This is a genomic window from Reyranella sp., from assembly GCF_004297405.1.
Lineage (GTDB): Bacteria > Pseudomonadota > Alphaproteobacteria > Reyranellales > Reyranellaceae > Reyranella.
In genome coordinates this window covers 40561-66683 of the sequence record NZ_SCVC01000017.1, presented here as the reverse complement: position 1 = coordinate 66683, position 26123 = coordinate 40561, and the positions used below count along the sequence as shown (strand labels likewise).

Genomic DNA, 26123 nt, shown 5'->3' with positions numbered 1-26123 from the left:
ACGCCCGTGGTCGTCTCCTCGGTGACGCCCTTGATCGAGGCGCCGAGCTTGGCGTACCAGCCGGGCTTCTCCTTGTTGGTCTTGAGGATCGCCTTGTAGAGGACTTCCTCTTCCTCGTTGGTCGGCTTGGAGACCAGCGACGGATCCTTCTCCGCGCGCGCGCCGAGATGGACCAGCAGGGTCGCGTCGCCGCCGTCGTCGAGGATCATGTTCGGCTCGCCGCCGTCACCCCACTCGAAGATCTTGTGGGTGTAGTCCCAGTATTCCTCGAGGCTCTCGCCCTTGATCGCGAAGACCGGCGTGCCGGCCTTGGCGATGGCGGCCGCGGCGTGATCCTGCGTCGAATAGATGTTGCACGAAGCCCAGCGCACGTCGGCGCCCAGCGCCTTCAGCGTCTCGATCAGCACACCCGTCTGGATGGTCATGTGCAGCGAGCCGGCGATGCGCGCGCCCTTCAGCGGCTTCTTGGGGCCGTATTCCTTGCGGATCGACATGAGGCCCGGCATCTCGGTCTCGGCCATGTCGAGTTCCTTGCGGCCCCAATCGGCGAGCCCGATATCCTTGACGATGTAATCCTGGGCCATGTGGCGCTCCTGGTAAGGGAATGGGGAGGGGGCGATGCGAAAAGCGAGCGTGTCATAACAGCGGCCCGACAGGCCCTCAACGCGCGCCATCAACATATAAGCAAGAATTTATGTCGATATACCCAGCCCTTTATGCAGGGGCCGGAAATCTACTTATTCTTCGCCGAACTTGCCTTCGACGAGCGTGGACAGGGCGGCCATGGCGTCGCTGGCCTGGCGGCCGGAGCAGGCGAGTTCGATCTGGCTGCCGATGCCGGCGGCCAGCATCATCAAGCCCATGATCGAGAGGCCGGAAACTTCCTGGCCCTTGAAGGAAACGCGTACGATGGCATCGAATTGGCCGGCAGTGCGCACGAACTTGGCGGCAGCACGCGCGTGCAGGCCGCGCTTGTTGGCGATCGACAGGCTTCGCCTCAAGGCGCCGACAGCGGCGTCCGCACTCGAACCCGATGTATCGTTCACGAAGCTTCCTTGGCCAGAATGCGAGAAGCGACGGTAATGTATTTGCGGCCTGCCTCCTGCGCCATGCGCACGGCTTCGGCGATCGGCCGAGTGCGCACGCTGGCAAGCTTGACCAACATCGGCAAGTTGACGCCGGCCAACACCTCGATGCGCGCCTGCTCCATGATCGAGATGGCGAGGTTCGAGGGGGTGCCGCCGAACATGTCGGTCAGCACGATCACCCCATCACCGGTGTCACAGGCTTTCGCCCGTTCGAGGATCTCGCTGCGCCGTTTTTCCATGTCGTCGTCGGCACCGATGCAAACGGTGGCGACGCTTTGCTGCGGACCGACGACATGCTCGAGCGCTGCGAGGAACTCTTGCGCCAGATTGCCGTGGGTCACCAGTACGATACCAATCATTCTATCTGCTCACCCTGCGCCGCCGGCCTCTTCGGCTCTTTCGGCATCCCGGTGTGAGAGAGTGACCGAGCGGCCTGAGCTTCGCAACCATCCTGCAAGCTCCTCGGCGAGCGCCACAGAACGGTGACGGCCCCCCGTACAGCCCACGGCGATGGTCAAATAGCTCTTGCCCTCGGCGTCGAAACGGGGCAGCAGCGGCCCGATCAATCCCTGCAGTCGGTCCACGAACGGCCGATAGTCCGGGTCGGTGGCGATGAAGGCGGCGACCGCCGGATCGCGGCCCGTAAGTGGCCTGAGCGCCGGGTCATAGTGCGGGTTCTTCAGGAAGCGCGCGTCGAACACCAGATCGGCCTCGCGCGGCAATCCACGGCGGAACGAAAACGACATCACCGATATGCGCACGCCCGCGGCGGGTGCGAGTGCGAAGTGTCCGGTGAGAATCTTCTTCAGTCGATGCGGTGACAGGCCTGACGTGTCGATCCTGACGTCGGCGTGGTCACGCATGAAGCCGATTTGCCGCCGTTCCTCGACGATGCCGTCGACGACGGGGCGGTCCGGTGCGACCGGATGTGGCCGGCGCGACTCGGTGTAGCGGCGCTGCAACGTCTCGGTGTCGGCTTCGAGGAACAGCAACTGGACGGCCAGGCCGCGATGCTCCCTGAGCTCTCGGACGCGTTCGACCAGAGCTCGCGGATCAAAGCCGAAGGTGCGCGTGTCGATGCCGAAGGCCAGTGGCGGCGCCTGCTCGCCAGGCTTCCCGGTGGTCGACTGCATGAGTTCGCCGAACAAGGTCAGCGGAATATTGTCGACGGCGACGTAGCCCATGTCGGCCAGTGCGCTCAGCGCCGTCACTCGCCCGGCGCCCGACAGGCCGGACACCACGACGAACGGCCGGCGCGTGGCTTGCGTCGTGGGCGGGCTGGGCGAAGGGCTGTTGTCGTCGGGCATGGAACGCGGCGGCGATCATGCCGCTGCGATTTGTGCCAGGGCAAGGCGCAACTTGGCGCTGGCCGAAGCCTCGAAAGGGGTCAATGCCAGCACCGGCAGCTCGACACCCAGCACCGTTTCGTGCGCCGGCTCGGGAAGCCGCTCGATGCGTTTCGGGGGGACGAGATCGACGAGCAGCGCGATCGCGGTGCGTGGGAGGAGCTGAGCGCGGCCGAGCTTCACAATGCCGACTCCGCGTACCTCCAGGAGGCCGGTGATGGTCTTCGGACAGCTCGCGATCAGCCTGCGTTGCTGCCGGGCGAGTGCCGTTTGATCGTCGGCAATCAGCCTCGCACCGGTCTCGATCAAGCGCGCGGCGAGGTCGGACTTGCCGGCGCCGGAGGCGCCGCGCAGCAACACGCCCTGCCAATTTTTTCCACTTGTCCTCAGTGCAACGCAGGTTGCGTGGACGAGCGTGGTCATTTGCGGCCGGTTGCGGCCGGTACGCGGATGGTGAAGCGCGCACCCAGCACGCTGCCGTCGGGCGCGCGACGATTGGAGGCTGTGATCGAGCCGCCATAGGTCTCCACGATCTGCCGGCAGATCGAGAGGCCGAGGCCTGAGTGCTGGCCGAAATGCTCGGTCGGGCGCTCCGAATAGAAGCGCTGGAAGATCGATTCGAGATTGTCCTCGGGAATGCCCTGGCCCTCGTCGTCTATCGTGACGACGAACGGTCCGTTGCGCGGCTCCCGGCTGAGCTCGACCAGAATGCGCGTGTTCGGTGGGCTGAATGACAGGGCATTGTCGATGACGTTGCGGAACACCTGGCCGTAGCGACCATCGTGACCGTGCGCGGCGAAGGGCGGGTTGGTGGCGACGCGGAACTCGACTTCGACACCGGCCTTCTTGTTGGCGGTCACGGCATAGTGGTGGACCATGTCGCGCAGCAGCGCTTCGAGATCGACGGGCTTCACCTCGCCGCGCATCAGTTCGGCATCGAGGCGAGAAGCATCGGAAATGTCGGAGATCAGCCGATTCAACCGGTTGATGTCGTCCATCACAATGGCCATCAGCTTACCGCGGCGCTCATGGTCGAGGTCGGGACGGGCCGCCATCTCGATGGCCGATCGCAGCGATGTCAGCGGGTTCTTGAGTTCGTGCGCCACGTCGGCAGCGAAACTTTCGATGGTATTGATGCGCAACCACAGCGCCTCGGTCATCGAGCGCAAGGCATCGTTCAGGTCGCCGATCTCGTCGCCGCGCTTGCCGAGGTCGGGAATCGCTGGCCGGCTTTCGCGCGCCAGGCGCACCTCGTCGGCAGCCCGTGCCAGCCGCACGATCGGCTGGGTAATGGTGCCCGCGAGATAGAGCGACAACAGGACGGTGATGCCCAATGCCGCTGCGGCGATGGTCAGCATGTCGTAACGCACTTCACGCAGCGAGGCCGCGATGGCCCGATTGTCGCGCGTCAGCAACAGGGAGCCCAGTACCTGCTTGTAGCGCTGCACCGGCACGGCTGCGCTCAGGATCAGCCGGCCATCGGTGGCACTGCGCACCGCCGACGCATTGAAGCCGCGCAAGGCGCTGGCAGCCTCGGGAAAATCGCGCAGGGTCGGCACCGGCCGCTCGACATATTCGGGGAAGCGATCGACCCGCGAGAGCTGGCGGCCGACCCAGTCACCGACACGATCGCTCCACTGCAGCTCCACTTCGGGCTTACCGTCCATCGGTGTCTCGGGCGGCGGCAGAGGCACCACGTGAATGCGGCCGACCTCGCTCAATACCGCCGAGTCGCCCAGAAGCTCGCCCGTCTCGCTGAACAGGCGGGCCCGCACGCCGGTCGGCCGAACCAGACGTGTGAGCAGCTGGCGCGCTGCATCGGCGTCCATGCGGTTGACCGTGGTCTCGCCGCCGACCACCGCCACTTCGCCGATGCCGGCGGCGACCATCTCGCCCTGGACCAACAGCGAGGCGAGTTCGGCGTCGATCAGTTCTTCTTCGTAGTCGCTGAGATAGACGGCGCCGAGCGTCAGCAGCGCGACCGGGATCAGGTTCAGCAGCAGGATGCGACGGGTGAGCGGCGAGTGGCGGCGGTCGATGCTCCGCCGGCGGCGCAGCAGCGACGGTGATTCGGCCGTCGACACCGGCGCACGCGAACGCCGGCCGAAGCCGGGGAACAGCCGACCCAGTGCCGCAAGTATCCTTGCGCCGAAGCCCTGGCGTCCCAGTGGACGCGAACCCGGCTCAGGAGTCGCGGTATCGATATCCGATGCCATAAAGCGTTTCGATCTGCTCGAACTCGCCGTCGACTTCGCGGAACTTGCGGCGGACGCGCTTGATGTGGCTGTCGATCGTGCGGTCGTCCACATAGATCGTCTCGCCATAGGCCGCGTCCATGAGCTGGTCGCGGTTCTTCACGTGGCCCGGCCGCTCGGCGAGCGACTTGAGCAGCAGGAATTCGGTGACTGTGAGGTGCACTTCCTTGCCCTTCCAGGTGCACTGGTGGCGGCTCGGGTCGAGCACCAGTTCGCCGCGCACGATACGCTCGGCTGCGGCTTCACCCTTGCCGCCACCGGCGTCGGCGCGGCGCAGCACGGCGCGAATGCGCTCCAGCAGCAGGCGCTGCGAGAAGGGCTTGCGGATGAAATCGTCAGCGCCCATGCGCAGACCCAGCACCTCGTCGATCTCTTCGTCCTTGGAGGTGAGGAAGATGACCGGGAATTGCTGCGTCTTGCGAATGCGGTTCAAGAGTTCCATGCCATCCATCCTCGGCATCTTGATGTCGAAGATTCCGAGGTCGGGTGGCGATTGATTGAGCCCCTCGAGCGCCGAAGCGCCGTCATTGTAGGTCTTGATCTGGAACCCTTCGGCTTCGAGCAGCATCGACACGGAGGTGAGGATGTTGCGGTCGTCGTCGACGAGGGCGATGTTCTTGCGCACGGCTTGGCTTCTCCTGCAGGGGCACAGCGGACAACGGACAGTAGACCATGCTATCACAGACCGGGCCGCCGCCGCCGCTTCCCCGGCCCGTAATCCTCAAGCGAACAATTGCGGCTTTTTTGAACCGAAAATGACCCAAGACGACATGCCGCGCTCCGTGCGCGATCTGCTTCGCGGCCTCGACCGCGCCGCCCTGGCCAGTGCCCTGCCGGGCGAAACCGGGGCCTGGCCCTATGCTTCGCTGGTGCTGGTGGCGGTCGATCACGACTTGTCACCCATCCTTCTGTTGAGCGATCTCGCCGAGCACACCAAGGCGATCAAGGCCGACGATCGCGTTTCCCTCCTGTTCGACGGCACCGGCGGCCTCGAACAGCCTCTGACCGGCCCGCGCGTCACCGTCCTGGGACGTGCCGAGCGCACGACCGACGAGCGGTCGAAAGCGCGCTTCCTCACCCGGCATCCCGATGCCGCAATGTACGCGGGTTTCAAGGATTTCCATTTCTACCGCGTCACCGTGGAACGCACGCATCTGGTCTCGGGCTTCGGCAAGATCCGTTGGATCGACCGGGCAGAACTGGCTTCGCCGGAGGCGCCGGGCCTGGCCAATGCAGAAACGGGCATCGTGACGCACATGAACGAGGACCATTCGGATGCCATCCAGCTCTACGCCAGCAAGCTCCTGGGCTTGAGCGGCCAGGACTGGCGCATGACCGGCATCGACCCGGAAGGCATCGACCTGCGGCAGGGCGGGCAGGTGGCGCGGCTCGCCTTCGACGCTCCGCTGGCGGCAGGCGGCGAGGCGCGAAAGGTCCTGGTCGCACTGGTTGCGAAAGCTCGGGCGGCGGCCTGATCGCGGCCATTCGGGGCGCGCCAGCCTCCCATCGAAAGGCGATTCCGCGGCGCGGCATGCCCTTCGCGGGTGCGAAGGCTGATCCACATGATCCTCGACACTAACTGTCGCAGCCACTTGCCACTGAAGGGCGGCCCCTTTAGCGCATAAGAAGGCAACGAAAAGGTCACTGCGACGTTTTCCGGGGGTTGGTAAACCCCCCTTACGTTCAATCATCGGATCAGCCGCAATAGCAGGAGAAACGCCGTGCACCAGGCGGGCTTCGTCGTACCCAAATCAGGACTTGAGAGCCTCGGGTTGAAGAACTTGAGCAACGTCTATTGGAACCTGCAGGTTCCGGCTCTTTACGAAGAGGCAGTTCGCCGCCGCGAAGGTGTTGTCGCCGAGGGCGGTGCGCTGGTGGTGCGCACCGGCATCCACACCGGCCGTTCGCCCAACGACAAGTTCATCGTCGAGGATTCCGAGAGCAAGGGCCGCATCGACTGGGGTAAGACCAACAAGGCCATCACACCCGACCGCTACCGTGCGCTCTACAACCGCATGATCGCCTATGCGCAGCGCCGCGACCTGTTCGTGCGCGACTGCTGGGCCGGCGCCGATCCTGCCCATCGCATCGGCGTGCGTGTGATCAACGAGACCGCCTGGCACAATCTCTTCGCGCGCAACATGTTCCTGCGGCCCAAGCCCGAGGAACTCCAGGGCTTCAAGCCGGAATTCACGATCCTGAACCTGCCGGGCTTCCAGGCCGATCCGAAGCTCGATGGCACGGCGTCCGATTGCGCCATCCTGGTGAACTTCACCGAGCGCGTCGTGGCGATCTGCGGCACCTGGTATGCCGGTGAGATCAAGAAGTCGGTGTTCACCATCCTGAACTACCTGCTGCCCGACAAGAACGTGCTGCCCATGCACGCCTCGGCCAATGTCGGTCCCAAGAACGACGTGGCGGTCTTCTTCGGCCTCTCGGGCACCGGCAAGACGACGCTGTCGGCCGATCCGACGCGTACCTTGATCGGCGACGACGAGCACGGCTGGGCCGAGAACAGCCTCTTCAACTTCGAAGGCGGCTGCTACGCCAAGGTGATCAAGCTCAGCCGCGAGGCCGAGCCTGAAATCTACGCTACCACGGGGCGCTTCGGCACGGTCCTGGAGAATGTCGTGATCGATCCGGCGACCGGTCGGCTCGATCTCGACGATGGCCAGTACACCGAGAACACCCGCGCCTGCTATCCGCTCGACTTCATTCCGAACACCTCGACGACCGGCATTGCCGGCACGCCCGAGAATATCGTGATGCTGACGGCCGATGCATTCGGCGTGCTGCCGCCGATCTCGCGCCTGTCGCCGGAGCAGGCGATGTATCACTTCCTGTCGGGCTACACCGCGCGCGTGGCGGGCACCGAGAAGGGCGTGACCGAACCACAGGCGACCTTCTCGACGTGCTTTGGCGCGCCGTTCATGCCTCGTCATCCGACCGTCTACGCCAAGATGCTGGGCGAGAAGATGGCCCGCCAGAACGTCAAGTGCTGGCTGGTCAACACTGGCTGGTCGGGCGGCGGCTTCGGCGTCGGCGAGCGCATGTCGATTCGCCACACCCGCGCCATGGTGCGGGCCGCACTCGACGGCACACTGGCTTCGGTCGCGTCGGCGACCGATCCGCACTTCGGCATGCAAGTTCCGAGTGCCTGCCCGGATGTACCGGGCGACGTGCTCAATCCAAAGAACACCTGGAAGGACAAGAAGGCCTACGATAGCGCCGCGCGCGACGTCGCCAAGCGCTTCGAAGCGAACTTCGAGCAGTTCGAAAGCCATGTCGATGGCAAGGTGAAGCAGGCCGCAATCCGCACCGCGGCCTGACAGCGCGAGGCATCGCATCTCGACCGGGGACACCTTATGATGTCCCCGCTTGAGCCCGCTTTCCGACATCCCGAGTGAGAAGACCGCGCGAGCGCCGTGGCGGGTGCCGCTTGTTGCGGCGATGGCGTTCGCCTTCGTCTCGCTCGCCCTGATCTCGGGCATCGCCTACATCGTCGTCCTGGCTGGAGCGACCGGTACGGCCGAGCGCCTGTTGGTCGACCGCGCGGCGCGCGTGGTCGATGCCCAGGTCGACCTCGTGCGCAGTCGCCTCGACCCGGTCAGCGAGCAGCTCGAGCTGATCGCCTCGCTGGCGGCTGCCGGCCGTATCGACATCGAATCGCCCGTCGATATGCGTGAGGCCCTCGCCGTGATGATGGGGCAGGTGCCTGCGGTTTCGGCGGCGGGTTTTGCCACTCTCGACCTCAAGCTGCATCGCGCGGTGCGAGAGCCCGATGGGCAGATCCATCGCGACACCATCTCCTTGATCGACACGCCGCGGGGACTCGAGCGGTTTCGCGAGCTGCAGACCTCGCAGCATACGTTCTGGGGAGCACTCTTCTGGAGCGAGAGCGCCAAGCAGCCGGTGGTCAATGTGCGCACGCCGGTCCGGCGCATCGACAATGCCTTCATCGGCGGCTTGATCGCCACGGTGGCGGTCGGCGATCTCTCCTATCTGATCGGCGATCCGACCCACGGCGGCGATGGCCGCTATTTCATCCTCGTCGGCCGCGACAAGGTGCTGGCGCATCGCCGTCTGATCAATTCGCGCGGTCTCGGCCTCTCCGAGGAACGGTCGCTGCCCACCATCAAGGAAGTGGATGATCCGGTCCTGGCGAGGATCTGGGACACGCCGGTGCGCTCCCAGCAGGCTGACCGGTGGCTCGGCAGCCTCGGCCACGTGGTGGATGTAGATGGGCGTCGCTGGGTTTTCGTCTATCGCGAGCTGCGTCGCTTCGGCCCCGACCCGTGGCTGGTCGGTCAATATTTCCCGATCGAGGATGCGACGAGCGACCTCGACCGGTTGACCAATGGCGCTATCGTTGGAGCCATTACTTTGGCCGTTGCGGCCCTGTTGGCGTTGTTCATGGGCTTGAGCATGGCGCGATCGATCCGCACCATCACCTCGGCTGCGGAATCGATCGAGCAGCTCAAGTTCGACGAACCCTTCCACCGCCGGTCGCGGCTACGCGAGATCGACGATGCCGGTCACAGCCTCGACAAGGCACGCGGTGCGCTGAAGTGGTTCGGCGCCTACGTGCCGCATCGCCTGGTCTTTCGATTGATGGAGCTCGGCGAAAGCGCCGTGACGTCGCGCCGCCGCGACGTCACCGTGATGTTCACCGACATCGTCGGCTTCACGCCACAGGCCGAAGACCTGCCCGAGCAGGAAACGGCCGACATGCTCAACCACCATTTTGCGCTGCTTGGCGCCTGCATCGATGGTGAGCAGGGCGTGATCGACAAATACATCGGCGACTGCGTGATGGCGGTGTGGGGCGGCTTATTCAAAATGGAAGACCATGCCGACCATGCGGTGAAGGCGGCGCTCGATATGGCGCGTGTGGTCCGCGAGGACAACGCCCAGCGCATCGCTGCCGGCCAGATGCCGGTGCGCCTGCGCGTCGGCATCCATTCCGGACCGGTGGTCGTGGGCAATATCGGCGCGCCGGGTAGGGTCAACTACACGGTAGTGGGCGACACCGTGAACGTGGCCCAGCGCTTCGAACAACTCGGCAAGGAGTTCATGGCCGAGACGGAAGAGGTAATCGTGCTGGTGAGCGGCGACACCATTGCCGCCATGAAGCACCCGGAGGCGCTGGGACCCTTGCCGACGCCGGAGCTGCGTCATGTCAAAGGGCGCGACGAACCCGAGCAGGTTTATCGTCTCGTCTAACAAGAAGCTGACCCGGGCATGACACGGTTGTAATGCCCGCGCGCTGGACGCGGCGCAGCATTCGCCGCTAGGGTGCGGCCGTTCTTCTTAGTAGTTTTAAAGGAACGAACGGTTCATGGAACGGCGCAAACTATTTGCATTGTCGACGGCCATGCTGGCCCTCATTCCCCTCCGCCCACTGCTTGCTCAGGACTCCAACAAACCTTTCACCAACGAGCAGCTCGACCAGCTCCTGGCGCCGGTCGCGCTCTATCCTGACGCGCTCCTGGCGCAGGTCCTCATGGCAGCGACCTATCCGCTGGAGGTCGTGGAGGCGGCGCGCTGGTCGCAGGCCAATCCAAATCTCAAGGGTGATGCGGCAGTCGCCGCCGTGAAGAACAAGGATTGGGATGTCAGCGTGAAATCGCTGACCGCCTTTCCGCAGACTCTTCAGATGATGAGCAATCAGCTCGATTGGACCCAGAAGGTCGGCGACGCGATGATCGGCCAGCAGAAGGAGGTTGCGGCTGCGGTTCAGCGCCTGCGCGCCAAGGCCGAGGCAGCCGGCAACCTGAAGTCGACACCGCAGCAGAAGGTGACGAAGCAGACCAGCGAGGGCGCTACCGCCATCGTCATCGAGCCGACCAATCCTGAAGTCATCTACGTGCCTTACTACAATCCAGCCTGGGCCTATGGCCCGTGGCCGTATCCGGCCTATCCACCACCGTACTATCCGCCGCCGCCCAACTATGGCCAGGCGTTGATGACCGGCATGATGTTCGGCCTCGGCGTCGCGGCGGGCTCCGCGATGTTCGGCGGCTGGCATTGGGGCTGGAGCGGCGGCGCCTGGGGCAACAGCTACACGACGGTCAACGTCAACAAAGCGACGAACATCAGCGTCAACAATTTCAACCACAACCACTACCAGGACGGCCGCTGGAACTTCGATCCGGCGCATCGCGACGGCGTGCCCTATCGCACATCCGGTGAACAGCAGCGCTACGGCCAGCGCCGGCCGGATTCCGCGCAACGTCAGCAGTTCCGCGGGCAGCTCGACGGCCGTGGCAATTACACGACGCGTCCCGAAGGCGCCGGAACGCGTGGCGCCGAACAACGCGCAACCGAGAATCGCAGCTTCGAGAATCGCGGTGCCGGTCGCAGCGACGCGTTCGACGGTATCAACCGCGGCGGCGACGCTGCTCGCGACTACGACCGCGGCCGTTCCTCCTGGGGCGACCGTGGCTGGGGCGGTGGTGGCGATCGGTTCGGAGGAGACCGATTCGGCGGAGGCGATCGGTTCGGTGGCGGAGGATTCCGGCGATGAGCATCTCGATGTTCCGGCGGGGTCTTCTGGCGCTCGCTATTTCTGTCGGTATCGCCGGTGCCGCGGTGGCACAGCAGCCCGCCAAGGTGCAGGGTTTTCCGACGCCCGACGCCGCGGCAACGGCCTTCACCGACGCCGTACGTGGCATGAACGAAAAAGCCCTGAGCTCGATCCTCGGGCCGGAATGGCGCGAGTTCGTGCCAACCACGGCAGCGCAGGTCCAGGCCCGCCGCGACAACTATCTCAAGGCGTGGGACGAGGCGCACGAGGTCAAGGTCTCGGGCGACAAGGCGACAGTCGTAGCCGGCAAGGCCGGCTGGACCTTGCCGATCCCGATCGTGAAGGACGGCGCGGAGTGGCGCTTCGATGCCGTTGCGGGCTGGCGCGAAATGCGGCTGCGCCAGATCGGCCATGACGAAGGGGCCGTGGTGCAGACCCTGTTGGCCATCGTCGATGCCCAGCGCGACTATGCCAATCTCGATCCGATGAAGACGGGCTCGCCGGTCTATGCCCGCCGGCTGCTCAGCCTGCCGGGCCGGAAGGACGGGCTCTTTTGGGAGACCAAGCCTGGTGAGCCGCCGAGCCCGCTGGGCCCGGCTGTCGCCAAGGCGCAGATCGACGGGGCCTCACCGGACGGCCATTATGGCTATTACTTCCGGCTGCTCTATGCGCAGGGCGCCGCGGCGCCAGGCGGGGCGCATGACTATATCGTAAACAACCGTATGATTGGCGGCTTCGCGGCGATCGCCTGGCCCGTCCGCTACGGCGTCACCGGTGTGATGACCTTCATTGTGAGCTATGAAGGGGTTGTCTATCAGCAGGATCTCGGTCCTGACACGGCGCAGCGCGCCGGTTCGATGGTAGCCTTCAATCCGGACAAGGGCTGGGTGAAGGCGGATATGACGCCTCCGTGAGGGGGCACGTGGTGAGGAGAGAACCATGATCAAGACAAAGGCGCTCATGCTGCTCGCGGCGGTGGGGATACTTGGTGGTTGTGAGAACATGTCGATGGGCCAGAAGGGGGCTGTGACTGGCGCGGCTCTCGGAACGGGCATCGGCATGGTCGCCGGCGGCAGCTTCGGCACGGTGGTCGGTGCCGGCCTGATCGGCGGCGCAGCCGGCTATATCGGTGGCTCGGCGATCGGCGATAAGTGAGGGGAGATCGAATCATGATCCGTAAGCTTTCAATTGCTGCCGCCTTGGTCCTTGTCGCGGCAAGCGCCGAGGCCCAGACGCCGCCACTCAATTTCGATCAGGCGGCCTACGTCACCTGCAAGGAAGCGCACGCCATGCAGCCCGAGGCGCGCAAGCAGCTGGCGATCTTCTTGGCCGATCATGCCGCGCGCTATCGCGGCGTCGTCGTCCCCGATGGCGAGATGGGCGTGCAACTCGGCCATCTGGTGCGTGGCGGCTGCACGCTGGCGCCCGATGCCTATCTCTTCACGGTGATCGACCGGGCGCTCGTGGCCGAGCTGAAGAAGCTGCCAAAGCGGCGGTAACGCTGCATCTCGAAGATCGAGAGAAAGGCCGGGGGACCAACCCGGCCTTTTGCTTTGGTCGGTCAGTTCTTCTTGGCGGGCGTCGACGTTGGTGCCTGTGCGACCTGCTTGGCGATGATCCGGTCCTTGATCTTATCGTAGACGGTTTGCGGCACGAGGCTCTTGTCGACGAGTTCATTCTTGGCGCGATAGGGGCGGCCCTTGATGATGGCGTCGCTGCGTGCATCGCCGATTCCATCGAGCGTCATGAGCTGCTGCTTGGTTGCCGTGTTGATATCCAACGGCTCCGTTGTCTTGGCGTCGGCGGGCTTGGGCGCCGTCGTTGCGGCTGGCGGCGTGGCGGGTTTGGTCTGGGCGAATGCTGAGTCGGACAGGCCGACCAGCGCGCCGATCATCGCGAGTGCTGCCAGATGCGAACGAAAGTTCATGTCGGTAGCCTCCTTCCAGAACAACCCCAGGATTGGGGTTGTTCATGGAACGCCGGCGTCACGACCCGTTCAAGCGCTGGTGCTGCAGCCGCAGTGAAGCCCGTGGATGAAGCGCGAAGGCTTCAGGTCATCTTGACCATGACATGCCTGGCATAGGCTGGCCGCGCGGTGAGGCGGTCGTACCAGGCCCGAACGTTCTTGAGGTCGGGGCGTTCGATGTCGAGGGCGTACCAGCGATAGGCAAAGCAGCCGGCGGGAATGTCGCCCATGGTGAAGTGCCCGCCTGCCACGTAGCGGCGACCGTCGAGCCAGCCATCGAGGCGGGCGAACAGCTTGCCGGCATCCTCGGCCGCCTTCTTGATCGCAGCTGTGTCGCGCTTCTCTGGAGGAGTGCGGATCAGGCCCCAGAACGCAATGCGCATCGGTTCCGAAATGGTGCTGAGCTGCCAGTCCATCCAACGGTCGGCCTCGCTGCGCTGGCCGGGATCGCTGGGCCACAAGGTGCCCGCCGCATACTTGGCCGCTAGATAACGCACCGCCGAATTGCTCTCCCAAACGATGCGGCCGCCATCGTCGATGGTCGGTACGACGCCGTTGGGATTCATCTTCAGGTACCAGGCCTGGTCGTTGCCGCCGAACGCGCCACCGACATCCTCGCGCTCGTACTTGACGCCGCATTCATCGGCAGCCCACAGCACCTTCTGTACGTTGATCGAGTTGGCGCGGCCCCAGATCTTCATGTCGACATACTCCCCGTCTCACAACACATGAGCATCAATGCGCGGCCGCCCAGTTGTCGCCGACGCCAGTCTCGACGACCAGCGGCACGGTGAGGGAGGCGGCGCCTTCCATTATCTTGCGTGTCACGTCCTTGGTCTTGTCGAGCTCCTTCTCGGGAACCTCGAACAGCAGTTCGTCGTGCACCTGCAGCAGCATCTTGGCCTTGAGTTTGGCCGCGGTCAGCGCGCCCGGCAGCCGGATCATCGCGCGCTTGATGATGTCGGCCGCGCCACCCTGCAGTGGAGCGTTGATCGCCGCGCGTTCGGCGAAGGCCCGCATGCCCTGGCTCTTGTCGTGAATGAAGCGCAGGTGAATCTTGCGACCGAACGGCGTCAGCACATATCCGTGCTTGCGTGCGTATTCCTTGGTGTTGTCCATGTAGTCGCGGATGCCGGGATAGCGCAGGAAATACTTGGCGATGTAGTCGCGCGCCTCGGCCTGGCCGATGCCGAGCTGGTTGGCGAGGCCGAAGGCGGAGATGCCGTAGATGATGCCGAAGTTGATCGCCTTGGCGCGGCGGCGCATCAGCGGGTCCATGCCCTTGACCGGCACGCCGAACATCTCGGAAGCGGTGATGGCGTGGATGTCGTCGCCGCGTTCGAAAGCCTGCTTCAGCGACGCAATGTCGGCGACATGCGCGAGCAGTCGCAGCTCGATCTGCGAATAGTCGGCGCTGAGCAGCTTGCAGCCGGTCTCGGCGATGAAGGCCTGACGGATCTTGCGGCCTTCCTCGGTGCGCACGGGGATGTTCTGCAGGTTGGGATCGGTCGAGGCGAGCCGTCCCGTTGCGGCGCCTGTCATGTGATAGGAGGTGTGGACGCGGCCTGTCTTGGCGTCGACCTCGCGCATCAGCGCATCGGTGTAGGTGCTCTTGAGCTTGGCGAGCTGGCGATGCTCCAGGATCTTGACCGGCAGCGCATGGCCTTGCGCGGCGAGATCGTCGAGTACCGAAGCGTCGGTTGCCCAGGCGCCGTTCTTGTTGCGCTTGCCGCCCGGCAGCTTCTGTTCGTCGAACAGGATCTCGCCCAATTGCTTGGGCGATCCGACGTTGAATTCGCGGCCGGCAATCTTGTGAATTTCGGTCTCGAGTTCGGCGAGGCGCTTCTCGAAGTCCGCGCTGAGCCTCTTGAGCTTCAGCGCATCGACCTTGATGCCGGCTGTCTCCATGCCGAGCAGCACGGGGATCAGGGGGCGTTCGATCGTCTCGTACAGGGTCGTGACGCGCTCGGGCACCAGACGTGGTTTCAGCCGCGCCCAGAGCTGCATGGTGACGTCGGCATCCTCGGCGGCATAGTCGCGGGCCTTGTCGATCGGCACCTTGTCGAACGTCACCTGCTTGGCGCCGCTGCCTGCCACGTCGGAGAACTTGATGGTCTTCTGACCGAGATGCAGCTCGGCCAGTTCATCCATGCCGTGATTGTTCTTTCCGGCATCGAGTGCGAAGGAGATCAGCATCGTGTCGTCGACCGGGCCGATCTCGATGCCATGTCGGCGGAACACCGCCATGTCGTACTTGATGTTCTGGCCGACTTTCAGCACCGCCGGGTCTTCCAGCAGCGGCTTCAGCTTGGCGATCGCCGTCTTGAAGGGGATCTGCCCGTCCAGCAGCTTGCCGGCATCCTTGTCGCCGCCGTCGCCCAGGAGATCGAGCGCACCCTGCACGGCGCCGCCGGGGACGCGGTGCATCAGCGGCAGGTAGGCCGCGCGCCGCTTGGTCGAATTGACGTCGCCCCACGGGCCTTCGAGCAGCGCCAGCGAGACGCCAACGAGGCCAGCATTGTTCGAATCGAGTCCGTCAGTCTCGCAATCGAACGCCACCGTGCCGGCGCGGGTCGCCTCGGCGATCCATTCGTCGAGCAGCTTCTCGTCCTGGATCAGCTCGTAATCGGCCGCCGTGAAGTCGCGGTTGGGCTTCTTCGATGACGAAGCGGCAGGCGTTGGCGTGGGCTCGGCCTTTTTGACCGGCGCGGGCGCAGAAGTCGGCGCGACGGGCGCCGTCGCCTCGCCCAGTTCGCTGGTGAAGCGTTGCAGAAGGGTACGGAAGCCTTGCTGCTCCAGCCAGGGCAGCAGCACGTTGGGGTCGGGCTTCCTCTTGTCGAACGAGTCGGGATCCGCCGGCGCCGGCGCGTCGTCGCGCAAGGTCACGAGCTGCTTGGAGATGCGGATCAGCTCGGCATTGTTTTCGAGCGATTCGCGCCGCTTGGGCTGTTTGATCTCCTTGGTGCGCTCCAGCAGCGCTTCGAGGGTGCCATACTCGTTGATGAGCTGGGCCGCGGTCTTGATGCCGATGCCCGGCGCGCCCGGCACATTGTCCGTCGAGTCGCCCGCCAGCGCCTGCACGTCGACCACCTTGTCCGGTGTGACGCCAAACTTCTCGAACACTGCTTCAGGCCCCAGCTTGATCTTCTTGATCGGGTCCATCAGCTCGACGCCCGGCCGCACGAGCTGCATCAGGTCCTTGTCGGAGGACACGATCGTGCAGGTGCCGCCGGCCTCGAGCGCCATGCGGGCGTAGGTCGCGATCAGGTCGTCGGCCTCGTAGCCGTCGAGCTCACACACCGTGACGTTGAAGGCGCGCGCCGCCTCGCGGATCAGCGGGAATTGCGGGATCAGGTCTTCCGGCGGCTCGGGCCGGTTGGCCTTGTACTTGTCGTAGATCTTGTTGCGGAAGGTGACGCTGCCGGCATCGAGGATCATGGCGATATGGTCGATCTCGGGATTATCCAGCAGGTCGGCCACCAGCATGCGGCAGAAGCCGAACACCGCATTGATCGGCGTCCCGTCGGGCCGATTCATCGGCGGCAGGGCATGATAGGCGCGGAACAGGTAGCCCGAGCCGTCGATCAGGTAGAGGTGCCGGATCGGCTTGTTCTCGCCGGGGGCAGCCGTCTTAGCGGGGGCAGTAGGAGCTTTGGATTTCGCCATGCCCAAGGCGTAGCACGCGGGGCGCCGCGGCGGGAGGTGGGGCTGTGATAGGATCGGGCATGGCCGTCCTGCTCTCCGAGAGTTTCCGCGCGCTGTTCTATGCCCCGTTCTACGCCGCCGTGGCGACCGGCGCGTTCGAAAGGGCGGGTGTCGAGGTCGAGTTGCGGCCCTCGTCCGATCCGGCCTCAGCCAGCAAGGCCCTGCGCGCTCGACAGGTCGATGTCATGTGGGGCGGGCCGCTGCGGGTCATGATGCTACGCGACAGCGAGCCGGCCGCCGACCTGGTCTGCTTCTGCGATGTCGTGGCGCGTGATCCCTTCTTCGTGGTGGGCGCAAGGCCGCGGCCGGATTTCAAGCTGGCCGATCTTCTCTCGGTGAAGCTCGCCACTGTCTCTGAAGTGCCCACGCCCTGGATCTGCCTGCAGGACGATCTGCGGCGCGCCGGTTTCGATCCCGCGCGGGTTGATCGGATCACCGATGCGACGATGGGGGAGAACGAGACTGCATTGCGCGAGGGCAAGGTCGATGCCGTCCAGGTCTTCCAACCCTATGCCGAGCGGCTGGTGTCGTCGGGCGCGGGTTATGTCTGGTATGCCGCCGCCGACCGCGGGCTCACGGCCTACACGACGCTGGTTACCCGACGCGACGTGCTGGCCGAGCGCGCCGACGAGTTGATGCGTATGATCCGCGGCATCGATGAAACGCTGAAATGGTTTGCCGTGACCCCGGCCTTCGACATCGCTGGCAAGCTGCACTCCTACTTTCCCGACGTGCCGACGCCGCTGTTCGCAGCCTGTATCGAACGCTACCGGGCTCTCAGCCTCTGGGGACGCGATCCGGTGATCCGCCGCGAGGGTTACGATCGTCTGCACGCCGCCATGCGCTCGGCAGGCGTCCTCTCGCGCGACATCCCGTTCGAGGATGTCGTCGACACCTCCCTGGCGCGCCGCGCTGTTCAGGCTTGATGCCTTTGTCCCGGATGAAAGCTCAATCGAGGGGGCGCTTGTTGCCGGCGGAGCCTGCTTTTCATTTGCAGTCTGTGCGACGTTCCGTTGCTTGCAGGAAACGGTAAAACACCCTATCTACCCGCCGTCATCGGGGAGTAGCCGGCCTCATTCAGAGGTGGGTGCGTCAACAGACTTGGTCCTCACGGACTATGGCGCATCCGGCGATCAGCTTGGCGAGACCTTTGGCTTTCTAGCGTCTTCACCCGCGGGATCGGGCGGCGCTGGGAGCCATAGGTTCGTGCTCGATCCCGCTGAAGATGCCCCTCGTGGAAGCCTTCCTCATTTCAACAGGTCTCGTGGCTGTCGCCGAGATCGGCGACAAGACGCAGCTCCTGGCGATGATCTTGGCCAGCCGCTATCGCCGGCCCGTCCCGATCATTCTCGGTATCCTAGTGGCGACCTTGGCCAACCATGCGCTGGCCGCCTGGGCTGGTGCCGCGGTTGCCGCTTGGCTGGGGCCCGACGCGATGCGCTGGATCCTAGGTGTGCTGTTCCTCGTCATGGCGGCCTGGTGCTTGATCCCCGATAAGGAAGAAGAAGGTCCCAAGGTCGCGGGCGCTGCCGGTGCATTCATCGCCACTGCCATCGCTTTCTTTCTGGTGGAGATCGGTGACAAGACACAGATCGCCACCGTGGGCCTCGCCGCGCGCTTCAACGATCTCATCGCCGTAACCGCCGGCACGACGCTCGGCATGATGATTGCAAACGTACCGGCTGTGCTGTTCGGCGATGTGCTGGCGCGCAAGGTACCGTTGAAGCTCGTTCGCTCGCTGGCAGCCGCAGCGTTCGTGGTGTTGGGCGTGCTGGTCTTGTTGAAGATCGATATGGGCCTGCTTGGCTGATCGGCGAGGTCGACGGTGACGACGTCACAATGCCGTTACTGTTTGTTGTCGATCCTCGTCCTGTTCTCGCCACATTCGGCCGCGAAAGTCACACCGTCTGCGATGGCAAAAAAGACCTGAGAAAAATAACGCGGCACGTGCCGTGACAACGGCAGACGGCTATCGGGGGGGAATCAAAAATATTTGTGCGATCAACCGCACCGGCAACAGGCCGGGCGGATTGGCAGCGTGTGTGCTCGTTTTGGTGCAGGAGTAGTGGAGGAAGACCATGCGTATCGAATGGCCTTTGAAATTGGCGACATTGTTTGTAGTCGCTCTCGCTCCGCTGTTGGCAGCCTGCGACGATCAAGCCGCCGCCGATGCTCCCAAGGCCGTGTCGCCGGACGTGGGAATCGTCACGGTGAAAGAAGAGCCTTTTGCGTTGGTCCGCGAATTGCCGGGCCGCGTGGCACCGACGCGCGTCGCCGACGTGCGGCCGCGCGTTTCGGGAATCGTCACGGCGCGAATGTTCAACCAGGGCAGCGACGTCAAGGCGGGCGACGCACTTTACCAGATCGATCCCAAACCATTCGAAGTCGAATTGCAGGCGAGCGAAGCTGCGCTGGAGAAGGCAAAGGCTGGGCTCGATCTTGCCATCCCGCAGGCCACGCGGTCGGCGGCGCTGGCCAAGACGCAGGCTATCTCCACGGCGCAGCATGAAATCGCCGTCGCCACCGTGAATCAGGCGAAGGCCGAGGTCGCTGCCCGTGAGGCCGATGTCGAGCGGGCCAAGCTCAATCTCGACTACGCGACGATCCGGGCGCCGATCAGCGGGCGCATCGGCGCGGCACGCATCAGCGAAGGTGCGTTGGTCGTGCAGAACGACACGTCCAATCTCGCCACCATCCAGCAGCTCGATCCGATCTATGCCGACTTCACCCAGTCGGCTGGCGACCTCAACAAGCTGCGCCGTGCTCTCGAATCGGGCGACCTCGAACGGATCGCGCCCGATGCCGTGAAGGTGCGCCTGCTGCTCGACGATGGAACGCGCTATCCGCTGACCGGCAAGTTGCTGTTCTCCGAAGCCCGCGTCGACGCTTCGACCGGCCAGGTGACTTTGCGTGGTGAATTTCTCAATCCGGACAAGGTGCTCCTGCCGGGCATGTATGTGCGCGTCCTGATCGAGCAGGGCATCGACAGCGACGCGATCACGCTGCCGGAGCAGGCAATCCAACGCAACGGCGGCGGCGGCAGCGAAGTGTTCGTGGTCAAGGACGACAATCGCGTCGCCATCCAGTCGGTGCGTCTCGGCGCGCTGCAGGACGGCAAGTGGCTGGTGGTCAACGGGCTGAAGCCGGGTGACCGAGTCGTGGTCGACGGCTTCCAGAAATTCGTTGCCGGTGACAGCGTCAAGCCGCGTTCCATCAGCCAGTCTGCCGAGGCCGACACTCCGACGACAACCATCAGCGCGACCCGCTAACCGATCACCCATGCCGAGTTTCTTCATCGATCGGCCCATCTTTGCTTGGGTCGTTTCTCTCTTCATCTGCCTGATCGGCGTGATCTCGATTCCGCTGCTGGCGATCGCCCAGTATCCGGTTATCGCGCCACCCTCGATCTCGATCAGCACGAGCTATCCCGGTGCGTCACCGGAGAACCTCTACAACAGCGTCACACGCCTGATCGAAGAGGAGCTGAACGGCGCGTCGGGCATTCTAAACTTCGACTCTGCCAGCGATTCGCTGGGACAGGTCGAGATCATCGCGAACTTCGTGCCCGGAACCGATCCCAGCATGGCTTCGGTCGAGGTGCAGAACCGCATCAAGCGCGTCGAGGCGCGCCTGCCGCGGGCGGTGATCCAGCAGGGCATCCTGATCGAAGAAGCATCGAGTGCGGTGCTGCAGATCATCACGCTGACATCGACGGACGGCAGCCTCGACGAGGTCGGCCTCGGCGACTTCATGGTTCGCAACGTGTTGGGCGAGATCCGCCGCATTCCCGGCGTCGGCCGTGCGACCCTCTATTCGACGGAGCGCGCCCTGCGTATCTGGGTCGATCCGGCCAAGCTGGTCGGTTTCAACCTGACCGCTGACGATGTGAATCGGGCCATCACTGCACAGAACGCGCAGGTCGCATCGGGCAGCATTGGCGCCGAGCCCAGCAATCCGCGACAGGCGGTTTCAGCGCTTGTCCTGGTGAAGGGCCAGCTCAGCTCACCCGAGGAGTTCGGCGAGATCGTGCTGCGCGCCAATCCGGACGGTTCGACCGTGCGGCTGCGCGACGTGGCACGGGTCGAAATCGGCGGCATGGGCTACCAGTTCACGACCCGATTGAACGGCAAGCCGACCGCCGGCCTGTCGGTGATGCTGGCGCCGACCGGCAATGCGCTGGCTACTGCAAGTGCCGTCGAGGAGAAGATGAAGGAGCTGTCGCGCTTCTTCCCCGCGAACATCACCTATCAGATCCCCTACAACATCACGCCCGTCGTGAAAGCCTCCATCGAGAAGGTCGTCATGACCCTGATCGAGGCGGTCGTGCTGGTCTTCGTCGTGATGTTCCTGTTCCTGCAGAACATTCGCTACACGATCATTCCGACCATCGTGGTGCCGGTTGCTCTGCTCGGCACCTGCGCCACGCTATTGGCGGCGGGCTACTCTATCAACATGCTGACCATGTTCGGCATGGTGCTGGCCATCGGCATCCTGGTCGACGATGCCATCGTGGTCGTCGAGAACGTCGAGCGCATCATGACCGAGGAGGGGCTGTCGCCCAAGGAAGCGACCCGCAAGGCGATGTCGCAGATCACCAGCGCGATCATCGGCATCACGCTCGTCCTGATCGCGGTGTTCCTGCCGATGGCGTTCTTCCCCGGCTCGGTCGGCATCATCTATCGCCAGTTCTCGGTGACGATGGTGGCCGCGATCGGCTTCTCGGCGCTGCTCGCCCTGTCGCTGACGCCCGCCCTCTGCGCCACGCTCCTGAAGCCGGTCGCCGCCGGCCATGGGCACGCCAAGCGCGGTGTGTTCGGCCTGTTCAATCGCGGGCTCGACTCGGTGCGTGACCGTTACGTGGGGGTCGTCGGCTGGTCGCTGAAGCGCACCGGCCGGATGATGGGGATCTACGTTGCGCTGCTGCTCTGCCTAGGCTGGGCCTTTGTGCGCCTGCCCGGCGGCTTCCTGCCGATCGACGATCAGGGCTTCATCACGACCGACGTGCAGACCCCGGCCGATGCTTCATACAATCGCACGCAGGCGGCGGTCGAGCGGGTCGAACGGTATCTCGCAGAGAATCCGGGCGTGAAGGATGTCACCTTCATCACGGGCTACAGCTTCCTCGGCCAGGGCCTGAACACGGCGCAAGCCTTCATCACCTTGAAGGATTGGTCCGAACGCGGCCCGAAGGAGTCGGCGGAAGCCATCGTCGCGGATATCAACCGCGACATGGCGTCGGTCCGTGACGCGGAGATATCGGCCCTGCAGCCGCCACCGATCGACAATCTCGGTAACTCGAGCGGCTTCAGCTTCCGTTTGCAGGACCGTGGCCAGAAGGGGCAGGTAGCGCTGGTGCGGGCAGGTGACCAACTGGTCGCTGCGGCGAACGCCAGCCCGATCCTGCAGAACGTCTATGTCGAGGGCCTGCCGGCGGCGCCGCAGGTCAACCTGGTGATCGATCGCGAGAAGGCGAGCGCCTTCGGCGTAACCTTCGAGGACATCAACAACACGATCTCGACCAACCTCGGCTCGAACTACGTCAACGACTTCCCCAACCAGGGGCGCATGCAGCGCGTCATCGTGCAGAGCGAGGCGGCGAGCCGCATGAATGCCGAGGGCATTCTCGGTTACAATGTCAAGAACGCTCTGGGCCAGCTCGTGCCGCTCTCGTCCTTCGCCTCCATCGAATGGTCGAAGGGGCAGACGCAGATCATCGGCTTCAACTACTACCCCTCCGTCCGCATCAGCGGCGAAGCGAAGCCCGGCTATACCAGCGGCGATGCGATTGCCGAGATGGAACGGCTCGCCGGCGAGTTGCCGCGCGGCTTCGGGTACGAATGGACCGGCCAGTCTTTGCAGGAAAAGCTCTCCGGTTCGCAGGCGCCGTTCCTGCTCGCGCTTTCCGCGCTGATCGTCTTCCTGTGTCTTGCCGCTCTCTACGAGAGCTGGACGATTCCGATCGCGGTGCTGTTGACGGTGCCGCTCGGCATGTCCGGCGCGGTCCTCGCGGCCAATCTGCGCGGACTGTCCAACGACGTCTACTTCACGGTGGGCCTGATCACGATCATCGGTCTCGCCGCCAAGGACGCCATCCTGATCATCGAGTTTGCCAAGGACTTGCGCACACGCGGCACGCCGCTGGTCGAGGCGACGCTGGAAGCCTGCAAGCTGCGCTTCCGGCCGATCCTGATGACCGGACTCGCTTTCGTCTGCGGCGTACTGCCGATGGCGATCGCGACCGGCGCTGGTGGCAAGAGCCAGCAGGCGCTGGGCACTGGCGTAATGGGCGGCATGATCGCCGTCGTCGTGCTAGCGCTGCTGATGGTTCCGGTCTTCTTCGTCGTCGTGCAGCGCGTCCTCGGGCGCGATCGGGAGAAGGCGGCGGCGCCCGCCAAGCCGCAGTCAGTCGTCGAGCAGCCAGCGGAATGACCGACGAAGTTCGGATGTACCCGCGGTCTCGAACCAGCGGCCGTGGGCGATAATCATCCGGTCGGGATTCCAGGCGATCATCTTCTCGACGGCGGCCTTCATCTCCGGCCGTCGTTTGGCGAAAGTCGCCCGCAGGTCACGCGGTGTCTGGCCGTCGGGCGCAGCGACCCCGCCCAGCTTCGTAAGCCAGCGCAGAGCGAGCGATCCGACCTTATGAGACTCGAAGTTCTCGATGAGGTCGGCGAGCACCAGCGTGCGGGTCGGTCGGTGGAAGAACACGACCTCGGTCATGAAGCTGCCGCCGACCGGTAGGGTGGCGATCGTTTCGTCCCAGGGATAGCCCGCCTCCCGGTCGAGCGTGAGAAAGCCCGGCGCAATGTGACCCTTCGCCTGTTCCTCGATCCGCGGTGCCAGCCACACTTCGGCGCCAGTGAAGGCTGTTTTCCATTCCGGGATCCACCAATAGTGGATGCGATTGGGCCCGACGATCCAACGCACACGGCCCGCTGCCTCGATCTCTGCTTGCAGCGTCGGCAGGAGAGGCGTGGGCGAATGGATGAAGAGATCGCCGCCGACCCGGATCACCGTCATGCGGGTCGGGAACGGCATTTTGAACCCCGGCAGGACGCCGAAATGGATGATGGGCCCGTCGACGATCCAAAGATCGGGCGCGACGGGCTTCAGCGTGTTCAGCGGCGGGTAGGTGGCCTCGGTGTCATCGCTTGTCATGTCACGGGCGACAAGCGCTGCGAGACGTCTACTGCTTCTGCTCGTCTTTGCCCCAGCCCTTCTTCTCGGCGTCGAAGAAGGAGGCGAAGACCTTGCGGATCGTGCTTTCGGCAATATCGCGGGTGATGAACACGACACGGCTCTTGCGGTCGTCCCCTTCGGGCCAGGCATCGAGCGTCGCCGGCGGATGGAAGACGTGTTGCACGCCGTGGATCACCACTGGCTTGTCGGTGTCCTTGACGTTCAGGATGCCCTTCATGCGCAGGAGGTCGGGCCCGCGATAGGTCACCAGCGCGTCGAAGGCGGCAGCGACCGTCGACCAGCTCATCGGCTCGTCGAAGGTCATGCAGAAGGCCTTGATGCGATCGTCATGCCGGTTGGGATTGTGCGGATCCTGCTCCCCACCGTGCTCGTGTCCGTGATCGTGGTGGTCGTGACCGTGATCATGGGCATGCTCGTGACCATGGTGATGATGGTGGCCATCGCCGCCATGCTCGTGCTCGTAGGCCTCCTCGTGCAGCCAGCGCTTCACGTCAGCGGTCTTGGTCTCTGGATTGTAGAGACCGGCGTTCAGGATCGCGTTGGGGTCGATGTCGCCGCTGGCAACGGCATGGAACGGTGCACCGGGATTGAGCTGGTGCAGGCGGCTCTTGAGCTGTTCGAGCTTCGGCCCCTCGCTGATGTCGGTCTTGGTGAGCAGCAGCCGGTCGGCCACCGCGGCCTGCTTCACGGCTTCCTCGTGATTGTCGAGCGTGCTCTCGCCGTTCACGCCGTCGACCGTCGTCACCACACCATCGAGGCGATAGCGCGACGCGAGCAACGGGTCGGTCATGAGTGTGTGCAGGATGGGGGCGGGGTCGGCCAGTCCGGTGGTCTCGACCACCATGCGCTTGAACGGCGTCACCTCGCCGCGCGAGCGCTTCAGGAACAGCTCGCTCATGGTGCGCACCAGGTCGCCGCGCACGGTACAGCAGAGGCAGCCCGAGTTCAGCGTGACCATGCCCTCGTCGTCGGACTTCTCGACCAGCAGATGGTCGAGCCCGATCTCGCCGAACTCGTTGATGATCACCGCGGTGTCGGCGAGCTCCGGTCGTCGCAGCAGCTTGTTCAGGAGGGTGGTCTTGCCGCTGCCGAGGAAGCCCGTCAGCACGGTGACGGGAATGCGCTGTTCGGCGGCGTTCTGCGTGTCACTCATGAAACTCTCGCTAGGAAGGGTGTCACGCCAGCCAGAAGCGCTCAGTCTTCTTGAAGTCCTTCCAGGCCCGTTCCAGCTTGCGGCGGCGGCGTTTGTCGCCACCCGCCGCCTGCTTGGCGAGGGTCTTGAGCGCACCGGCCACGTCTTCCGTCGGCCGGGTCGCCGTGGCGATGTCGGCCAGCATCTGGGCTGCCACCGCGCGGTCGTTCAAGGCACCGAGCGCGCCCTGCAGGCGCACTGTCGACTCGATATAGGGCTTGGCTGCTGCGGAGGCAAAGGCAGGCTGCAGGAAGGTCGCCGCATAGCGCTGCTTCTTGATCGCGATGCGCAGCTCGTGCAGCTCCTCGGCATCGAGCTCCTCCAGGCCGCGGCCACGCCGCTCCACCTTGCGGTGCCGCTTCTCGAGCACTTCCCGCCCGAAATCGTCGAGGCGCGTGTTCCGACCCGATGGCGGCTGGGCGGCAAAGGCGACGAGCTGCCGGTCGAAGGCGTTGTACCGGGCGCCGGACATGGCAGCGCGAGCCCGCTGCAGGTGGACGGCGGCAAGCCGGGCGGCGATGCGGCTCACTGCGGGCGGCACTTCTTCGGCGGTCTCGGTCAGAAAGACGTGCAGGTCGCGGGCCGGCGCACATTCACCGGCCAGCCACTTGGCCTCGGCCGACAGGGCACGGACGTTCGGGCCGTTGAGGGCGCCACGGAAGACGCTGAAAGCCGCACGCATCCGCCGGAAGGCCACCCGCGTCTGGTGGATGCCGATCGACCGACGGCTCTGCAAAACGATGGCGCGGTACTTGGAAAGATCGACATGGCAGTTCGCCACGATGAGCCGCAGGGCGACATCGGGGGCCATTTCGGAAGAGAGTTTGGTCGCGGGGGCCGCCATG

At 64.6% G+C, this 26123-nt stretch carries 24 protein-coding genes and 1 riboswitch; of the genes, 11 read left to right on the top strand and 13 right to left on the bottom strand.

The annotated features are described in order from the left end of the window. The 7 genes from EPO50_RS13565 to EPO50_RS13535 form a co-directional block, all read right to left on the bottom strand. Window positions 1-584 (bottom strand): adenosylhomocysteinase (locus EPO50_RS13565; protein ID WP_296344841.1); only part of this gene is annotated, 584 nt, incomplete at its 3' end. A gap of 153 nt (window positions 585-737) precedes the next feature. Next, window positions 738-1046 carry an HPr family phosphocarrier protein gene (locus EPO50_RS13560; protein WP_296344839.1) on the bottom strand — a complete coding sequence of 103 codons (309 nt, stop codon included), beginning with the start codon at window positions 1044-1046 and terminating at the stop codon, window positions 738-740. Beyond that, entirely contained in the window at window positions 1043-1447 is a 405-nt protein-coding gene (locus EPO50_RS13555; RefSeq protein ID WP_296344837.1) for a PTS sugar transporter subunit IIA, read from the bottom strand. Before EPO50_RS13555 ends, EPO50_RS13560 begins: the two co-directional genes overlap by 4 nt. Before the next feature lie 9 nt (window positions 1448-1456). Then, window positions 1457-2395, bottom strand: coding sequence for an RNase adapter RapZ (rapZ, locus tag EPO50_RS13550; protein ID WP_296344835.1), 939 nt, complete (start codon window positions 2393-2395; stop codon window positions 1457-1459). Between the two features lie 15 nt (window positions 2396-2410). Beyond that, on the bottom strand, window positions 2411-2857 hold the full coding sequence (locus EPO50_RS13545; RefSeq protein ID WP_296344833.1) for an HPr kinase/phosphorylase: 447 nt from the start codon (window positions 2855-2857) through the stop codon (window positions 2411-2413). Continuing rightward, entirely contained in the window at window positions 2854-4650 is a 1797-nt protein-coding gene (locus EPO50_RS13540) for a stimulus-sensing domain-containing protein (protein WP_296344830.1), read from the bottom strand. The genes EPO50_RS13545 and EPO50_RS13540 overlap by 4 nt, the downstream gene beginning before the upstream one ends. Next, entirely contained in the window at window positions 4619-5314 is a 696-nt protein-coding gene (locus EPO50_RS13535; RefSeq protein ID WP_296344829.1) for a response regulator transcription factor, read from the bottom strand. Before EPO50_RS13535 ends, EPO50_RS13540 begins: the two co-directional genes overlap by 32 nt. A 130-nt stretch (window positions 5315-5444) precedes the next feature. Between EPO50_RS13535 and EPO50_RS13530 the strand changes: the two genes are divergently transcribed. The 7 genes from EPO50_RS13530 to EPO50_RS13500 all read left to right on the top strand — a co-directional run bounded on the left by EPO50_RS13530 (window position 5445) and on the right by EPO50_RS13500 (window position 12714). Next, window positions 5445-6164 (top strand): DUF2470 domain-containing protein, encoded by a 720-nt coding sequence (locus tag EPO50_RS13530; RefSeq protein ID WP_296344827.1) that lies wholly within the window; start codon window positions 5445-5447, stop codon window positions 6162-6164. 246 nt (window positions 6165-6410) lie between these two features. Next, window positions 6411-8018 (top strand): phosphoenolpyruvate carboxykinase, encoded by a 1608-nt coding sequence (locus EPO50_RS13525; RefSeq protein ID WP_296344826.1) that lies wholly within the window; start codon window positions 6411-6413, stop codon window positions 8016-8018. Window positions 8019-8067: 49 nt separating this feature from the next. Then, complete coding sequence (locus EPO50_RS13520; RefSeq protein WP_296344824.1) at window positions 8068-9912, top strand: adenylate/guanylate cyclase domain-containing protein; 1845 nt, start codon at window positions 8068-8070, stop codon at window positions 9910-9912. 115 nt (window positions 9913-10027) lie between these two features. Then, window positions 10028-11215: a DUF3300 domain-containing protein gene (locus tag EPO50_RS13515; protein WP_296344822.1), complete on the top strand. Its 1188-nt coding sequence runs from the start codon at window positions 10028-10030 to the stop codon at window positions 11213-11215. Next, window positions 11212-12129 carry a DUF2950 family protein gene (locus EPO50_RS13510; RefSeq protein ID WP_296344820.1) on the top strand — a complete coding sequence of 306 codons (918 nt, stop codon included), beginning with the start codon at window positions 11212-11214 and terminating at the stop codon, window positions 12127-12129. Before EPO50_RS13515 ends, EPO50_RS13510 begins: the two co-directional genes overlap by 4 nt. Before the next feature lie 25 nt (window positions 12130-12154). After that, window positions 12155-12370 (top strand): bacteriocin, encoded by a 216-nt coding sequence (locus EPO50_RS13505; protein ID WP_296344818.1) that lies wholly within the window; start codon window positions 12155-12157, stop codon window positions 12368-12370. A 14-nt stretch (window positions 12371-12384) separates the two neighbouring features. Then, window positions 12385-12714 carry a hypothetical protein gene (locus tag EPO50_RS13500; protein WP_296344816.1) on the top strand — a complete coding sequence of 110 codons (330 nt, stop codon included), beginning with the start codon at window positions 12385-12387 and terminating at the stop codon, window positions 12712-12714. A gap of 62 nt (window positions 12715-12776) precedes the next feature. On the opposite strand, the gene EPO50_RS13495 is transcribed toward EPO50_RS13500, so the two are convergent. The 3 genes from EPO50_RS13495 to polA form a co-directional block, all read right to left on the bottom strand. Continuing rightward, window positions 12777-13142: a helix-hairpin-helix domain-containing protein gene (locus EPO50_RS13495; RefSeq protein WP_296344815.1), complete on the bottom strand. Its 366-nt coding sequence runs from the start codon at window positions 13140-13142 to the stop codon at window positions 12777-12779. A gap of 122 nt (window positions 13143-13264) precedes the next feature. After that, window positions 13265-13882: a glutathione S-transferase gene (locus tag EPO50_RS13490; protein WP_296344814.1), complete on the bottom strand. Its 618-nt coding sequence runs from the start codon at window positions 13880-13882 to the stop codon at window positions 13265-13267. Window positions 13883-13916: 34 nt separating this feature from the next. Beyond that, entirely contained in the window at window positions 13917-16847 is a 2931-nt protein-coding gene (gene polA, locus EPO50_RS13485; RefSeq protein ID WP_296344812.1) for a DNA polymerase I, read from the bottom strand. A gap of 59 nt (window positions 16848-16906) precedes the next feature. Here polA and EPO50_RS13480 point away from each other — a divergent pair, with 59 nt between their 5' ends. From EPO50_RS13480 to EPO50_RS13465, 4 genes are all read left to right on the top strand, one after another. Then, a complete protein-coding gene (locus EPO50_RS13480) occupies window positions 16907-17812 on the top strand; it encodes an ABC transporter substrate-binding protein (protein WP_296344810.1) in 906 nt (301 codons plus the stop codon). Window positions 17813-17932: 120 nt separating this feature from the next. Continuing rightward, window positions 17933-18097: riboswitch (yybP-ykoY riboswitch) on the top strand. Between the two features lie 14 nt (window positions 18098-18111). Further along, entirely contained in the window at window positions 18112-18696 is a 585-nt protein-coding gene (locus tag EPO50_RS13475; RefSeq protein WP_296344809.1) for a TMEM165/GDT1 family protein, read from the top strand. Window positions 18697-18964: 268 nt separating this feature from the next. Beyond that, complete coding sequence (locus EPO50_RS13470) at window positions 18965-20155, top strand: efflux RND transporter periplasmic adaptor subunit (RefSeq protein WP_296344806.1); 1191 nt, start codon at window positions 18965-18967, stop codon at window positions 20153-20155. Between the two features lie 10 nt (window positions 20156-20165). Beyond that, a complete protein-coding gene (locus EPO50_RS13465; RefSeq protein ID WP_296344804.1) occupies window positions 20166-23315 on the top strand; it encodes a multidrug efflux RND transporter permease subunit in 3150 nt (1049 codons plus the stop codon). Here the strand turns inward: EPO50_RS13465 and EPO50_RS13460 are convergent. From EPO50_RS13460 to EPO50_RS13450, 3 genes are read right to left on the bottom strand one after another with little or no spacing between them, the layout of a single operon-like run. Beyond that, a complete protein-coding gene (locus EPO50_RS13460) occupies window positions 23289-24044 on the bottom strand; it encodes a DUF4336 domain-containing protein (RefSeq protein ID WP_296344802.1) in 756 nt (251 codons plus the stop codon). The genes EPO50_RS13465 and EPO50_RS13460 overlap by 27 nt on opposite strands. A gap of 28 nt (window positions 24045-24072) precedes the next feature. Continuing rightward, window positions 24073-25239, bottom strand: coding sequence for a GTP-binding protein (locus EPO50_RS13455; protein WP_296344800.1), 1167 nt, complete (start codon window positions 25237-25239; stop codon window positions 24073-24075). A gap of 22 nt (window positions 25240-25261) precedes the next feature. Next, window positions 25262-26122 carry a CHAD domain-containing protein gene (locus EPO50_RS13450; RefSeq protein WP_296344797.1) on the bottom strand — a complete coding sequence of 287 codons (861 nt, stop codon included), beginning with the start codon at window positions 26120-26122 and terminating at the stop codon, window positions 25262-25264. Window position 26123 lies beyond the last annotated feature (1 nt).

Bases quoted from the DNA above. Each gene is read 5' to 3' on its own strand.
- EPO50_RS13510 (WP_296344820.1), top strand. From the start codon at position 11,212: ATGAGCATCTCGATGTTCCGGCGGGGTCTTCTGGCGCTCGCTATTTCT.
- EPO50_RS13555 (WP_296344837.1), bottom strand. From the start codon at position 1,447: ATGATTGGTATCGTACTGGTGACCCACGGCAATCTGGCGCAAGAGTTC.
- EPO50_RS13480 (WP_296344810.1), top strand. From the start codon at position 16,907: ATGGCCGTCCTGCTCTCCGAGAGTTTCCGCGCGCTGTTCTATGCCCCG.
- EPO50_RS13500 (WP_296344816.1), top strand. From the start codon at position 12,385: ATGATCCGTAAGCTTTCAATTGCTGCCGCCTTGGTCCTTGTCGCGGCA.
- EPO50_RS13450 (WP_296344797.1), bottom strand. From the start codon at position 26,122: ATGGCGGCCCCCGCGACCAAACTCTCTTCCGAAATGGCCCCCGATGTC.
- EPO50_RS13545 (WP_296344833.1), bottom strand. From the start codon at position 2,857: ATGACCACGCTCGTCCACGCAACCTGCGTTGCACTGAGGACAAGTGGA.
- rapZ (WP_296344835.1), bottom strand. From the start codon at position 2,395: ATGCCCGACGACAACAGCCCTTCGCCCAGCCCGCCCACGACGCAAGCC.
- EPO50_RS13530 (WP_296344827.1), top strand. From the start codon at position 5,445: ATGACCCAAGACGACATGCCGCGCTCCGTGCGCGATCTGCTTCGCGGC.
- EPO50_RS13470 (WP_296344806.1), top strand. From the start codon at position 18,965: ATGCGTATCGAATGGCCTTTGAAATTGGCGACATTGTTTGTAGTCGCT.
- EPO50_RS13455 (WP_296344800.1), bottom strand. From the start codon at position 25,239: ATGAGTGACACGCAGAACGCCGCCGAACAGCGCATTCCCGTCACCGTG.
- EPO50_RS13465 (WP_296344804.1), top strand. From the start codon at position 20,166: ATGCCGAGTTTCTTCATCGATCGGCCCATCTTTGCTTGGGTCGTTTCT.
- EPO50_RS13515 (WP_296344822.1), top strand. From the start codon at position 10,028: ATGGAACGGCGCAAACTATTTGCATTGTCGACGGCCATGCTGGCCCTC.
- EPO50_RS13540 (WP_296344830.1), bottom strand. From the start codon at position 4,650: ATGGCATCGGATATCGATACCGCGACTCCTGAGCCGGGTTCGCGTCCA.
- EPO50_RS13475 (WP_296344809.1), top strand. From the start codon at position 18,112: ATGCCCCTCGTGGAAGCCTTCCTCATTTCAACAGGTCTCGTGGCTGTC.
- EPO50_RS13460 (WP_296344802.1), bottom strand. From the start codon at position 24,044: ATGACAAGCGATGACACCGAGGCCACCTACCCGCCGCTGAACACGCTG.
- EPO50_RS13490 (WP_296344814.1), bottom strand. From the start codon at position 13,882: ATGAAGATCTGGGGCCGCGCCAACTCGATCAACGTACAGAAGGTGCTG.
- polA (WP_296344812.1), bottom strand. From the start codon at position 16,847: ATGGCGAAATCCAAAGCTCCTACTGCCCCCGCTAAGACGGCTGCCCCC.
- EPO50_RS13495 (WP_296344815.1), bottom strand. From the start codon at position 13,142: ATGAACTTTCGTTCGCATCTGGCAGCACTCGCGATGATCGGCGCGCTG.
- EPO50_RS13505 (WP_296344818.1), top strand. From the start codon at position 12,155: ATGATCAAGACAAAGGCGCTCATGCTGCTCGCGGCGGTGGGGATACTT.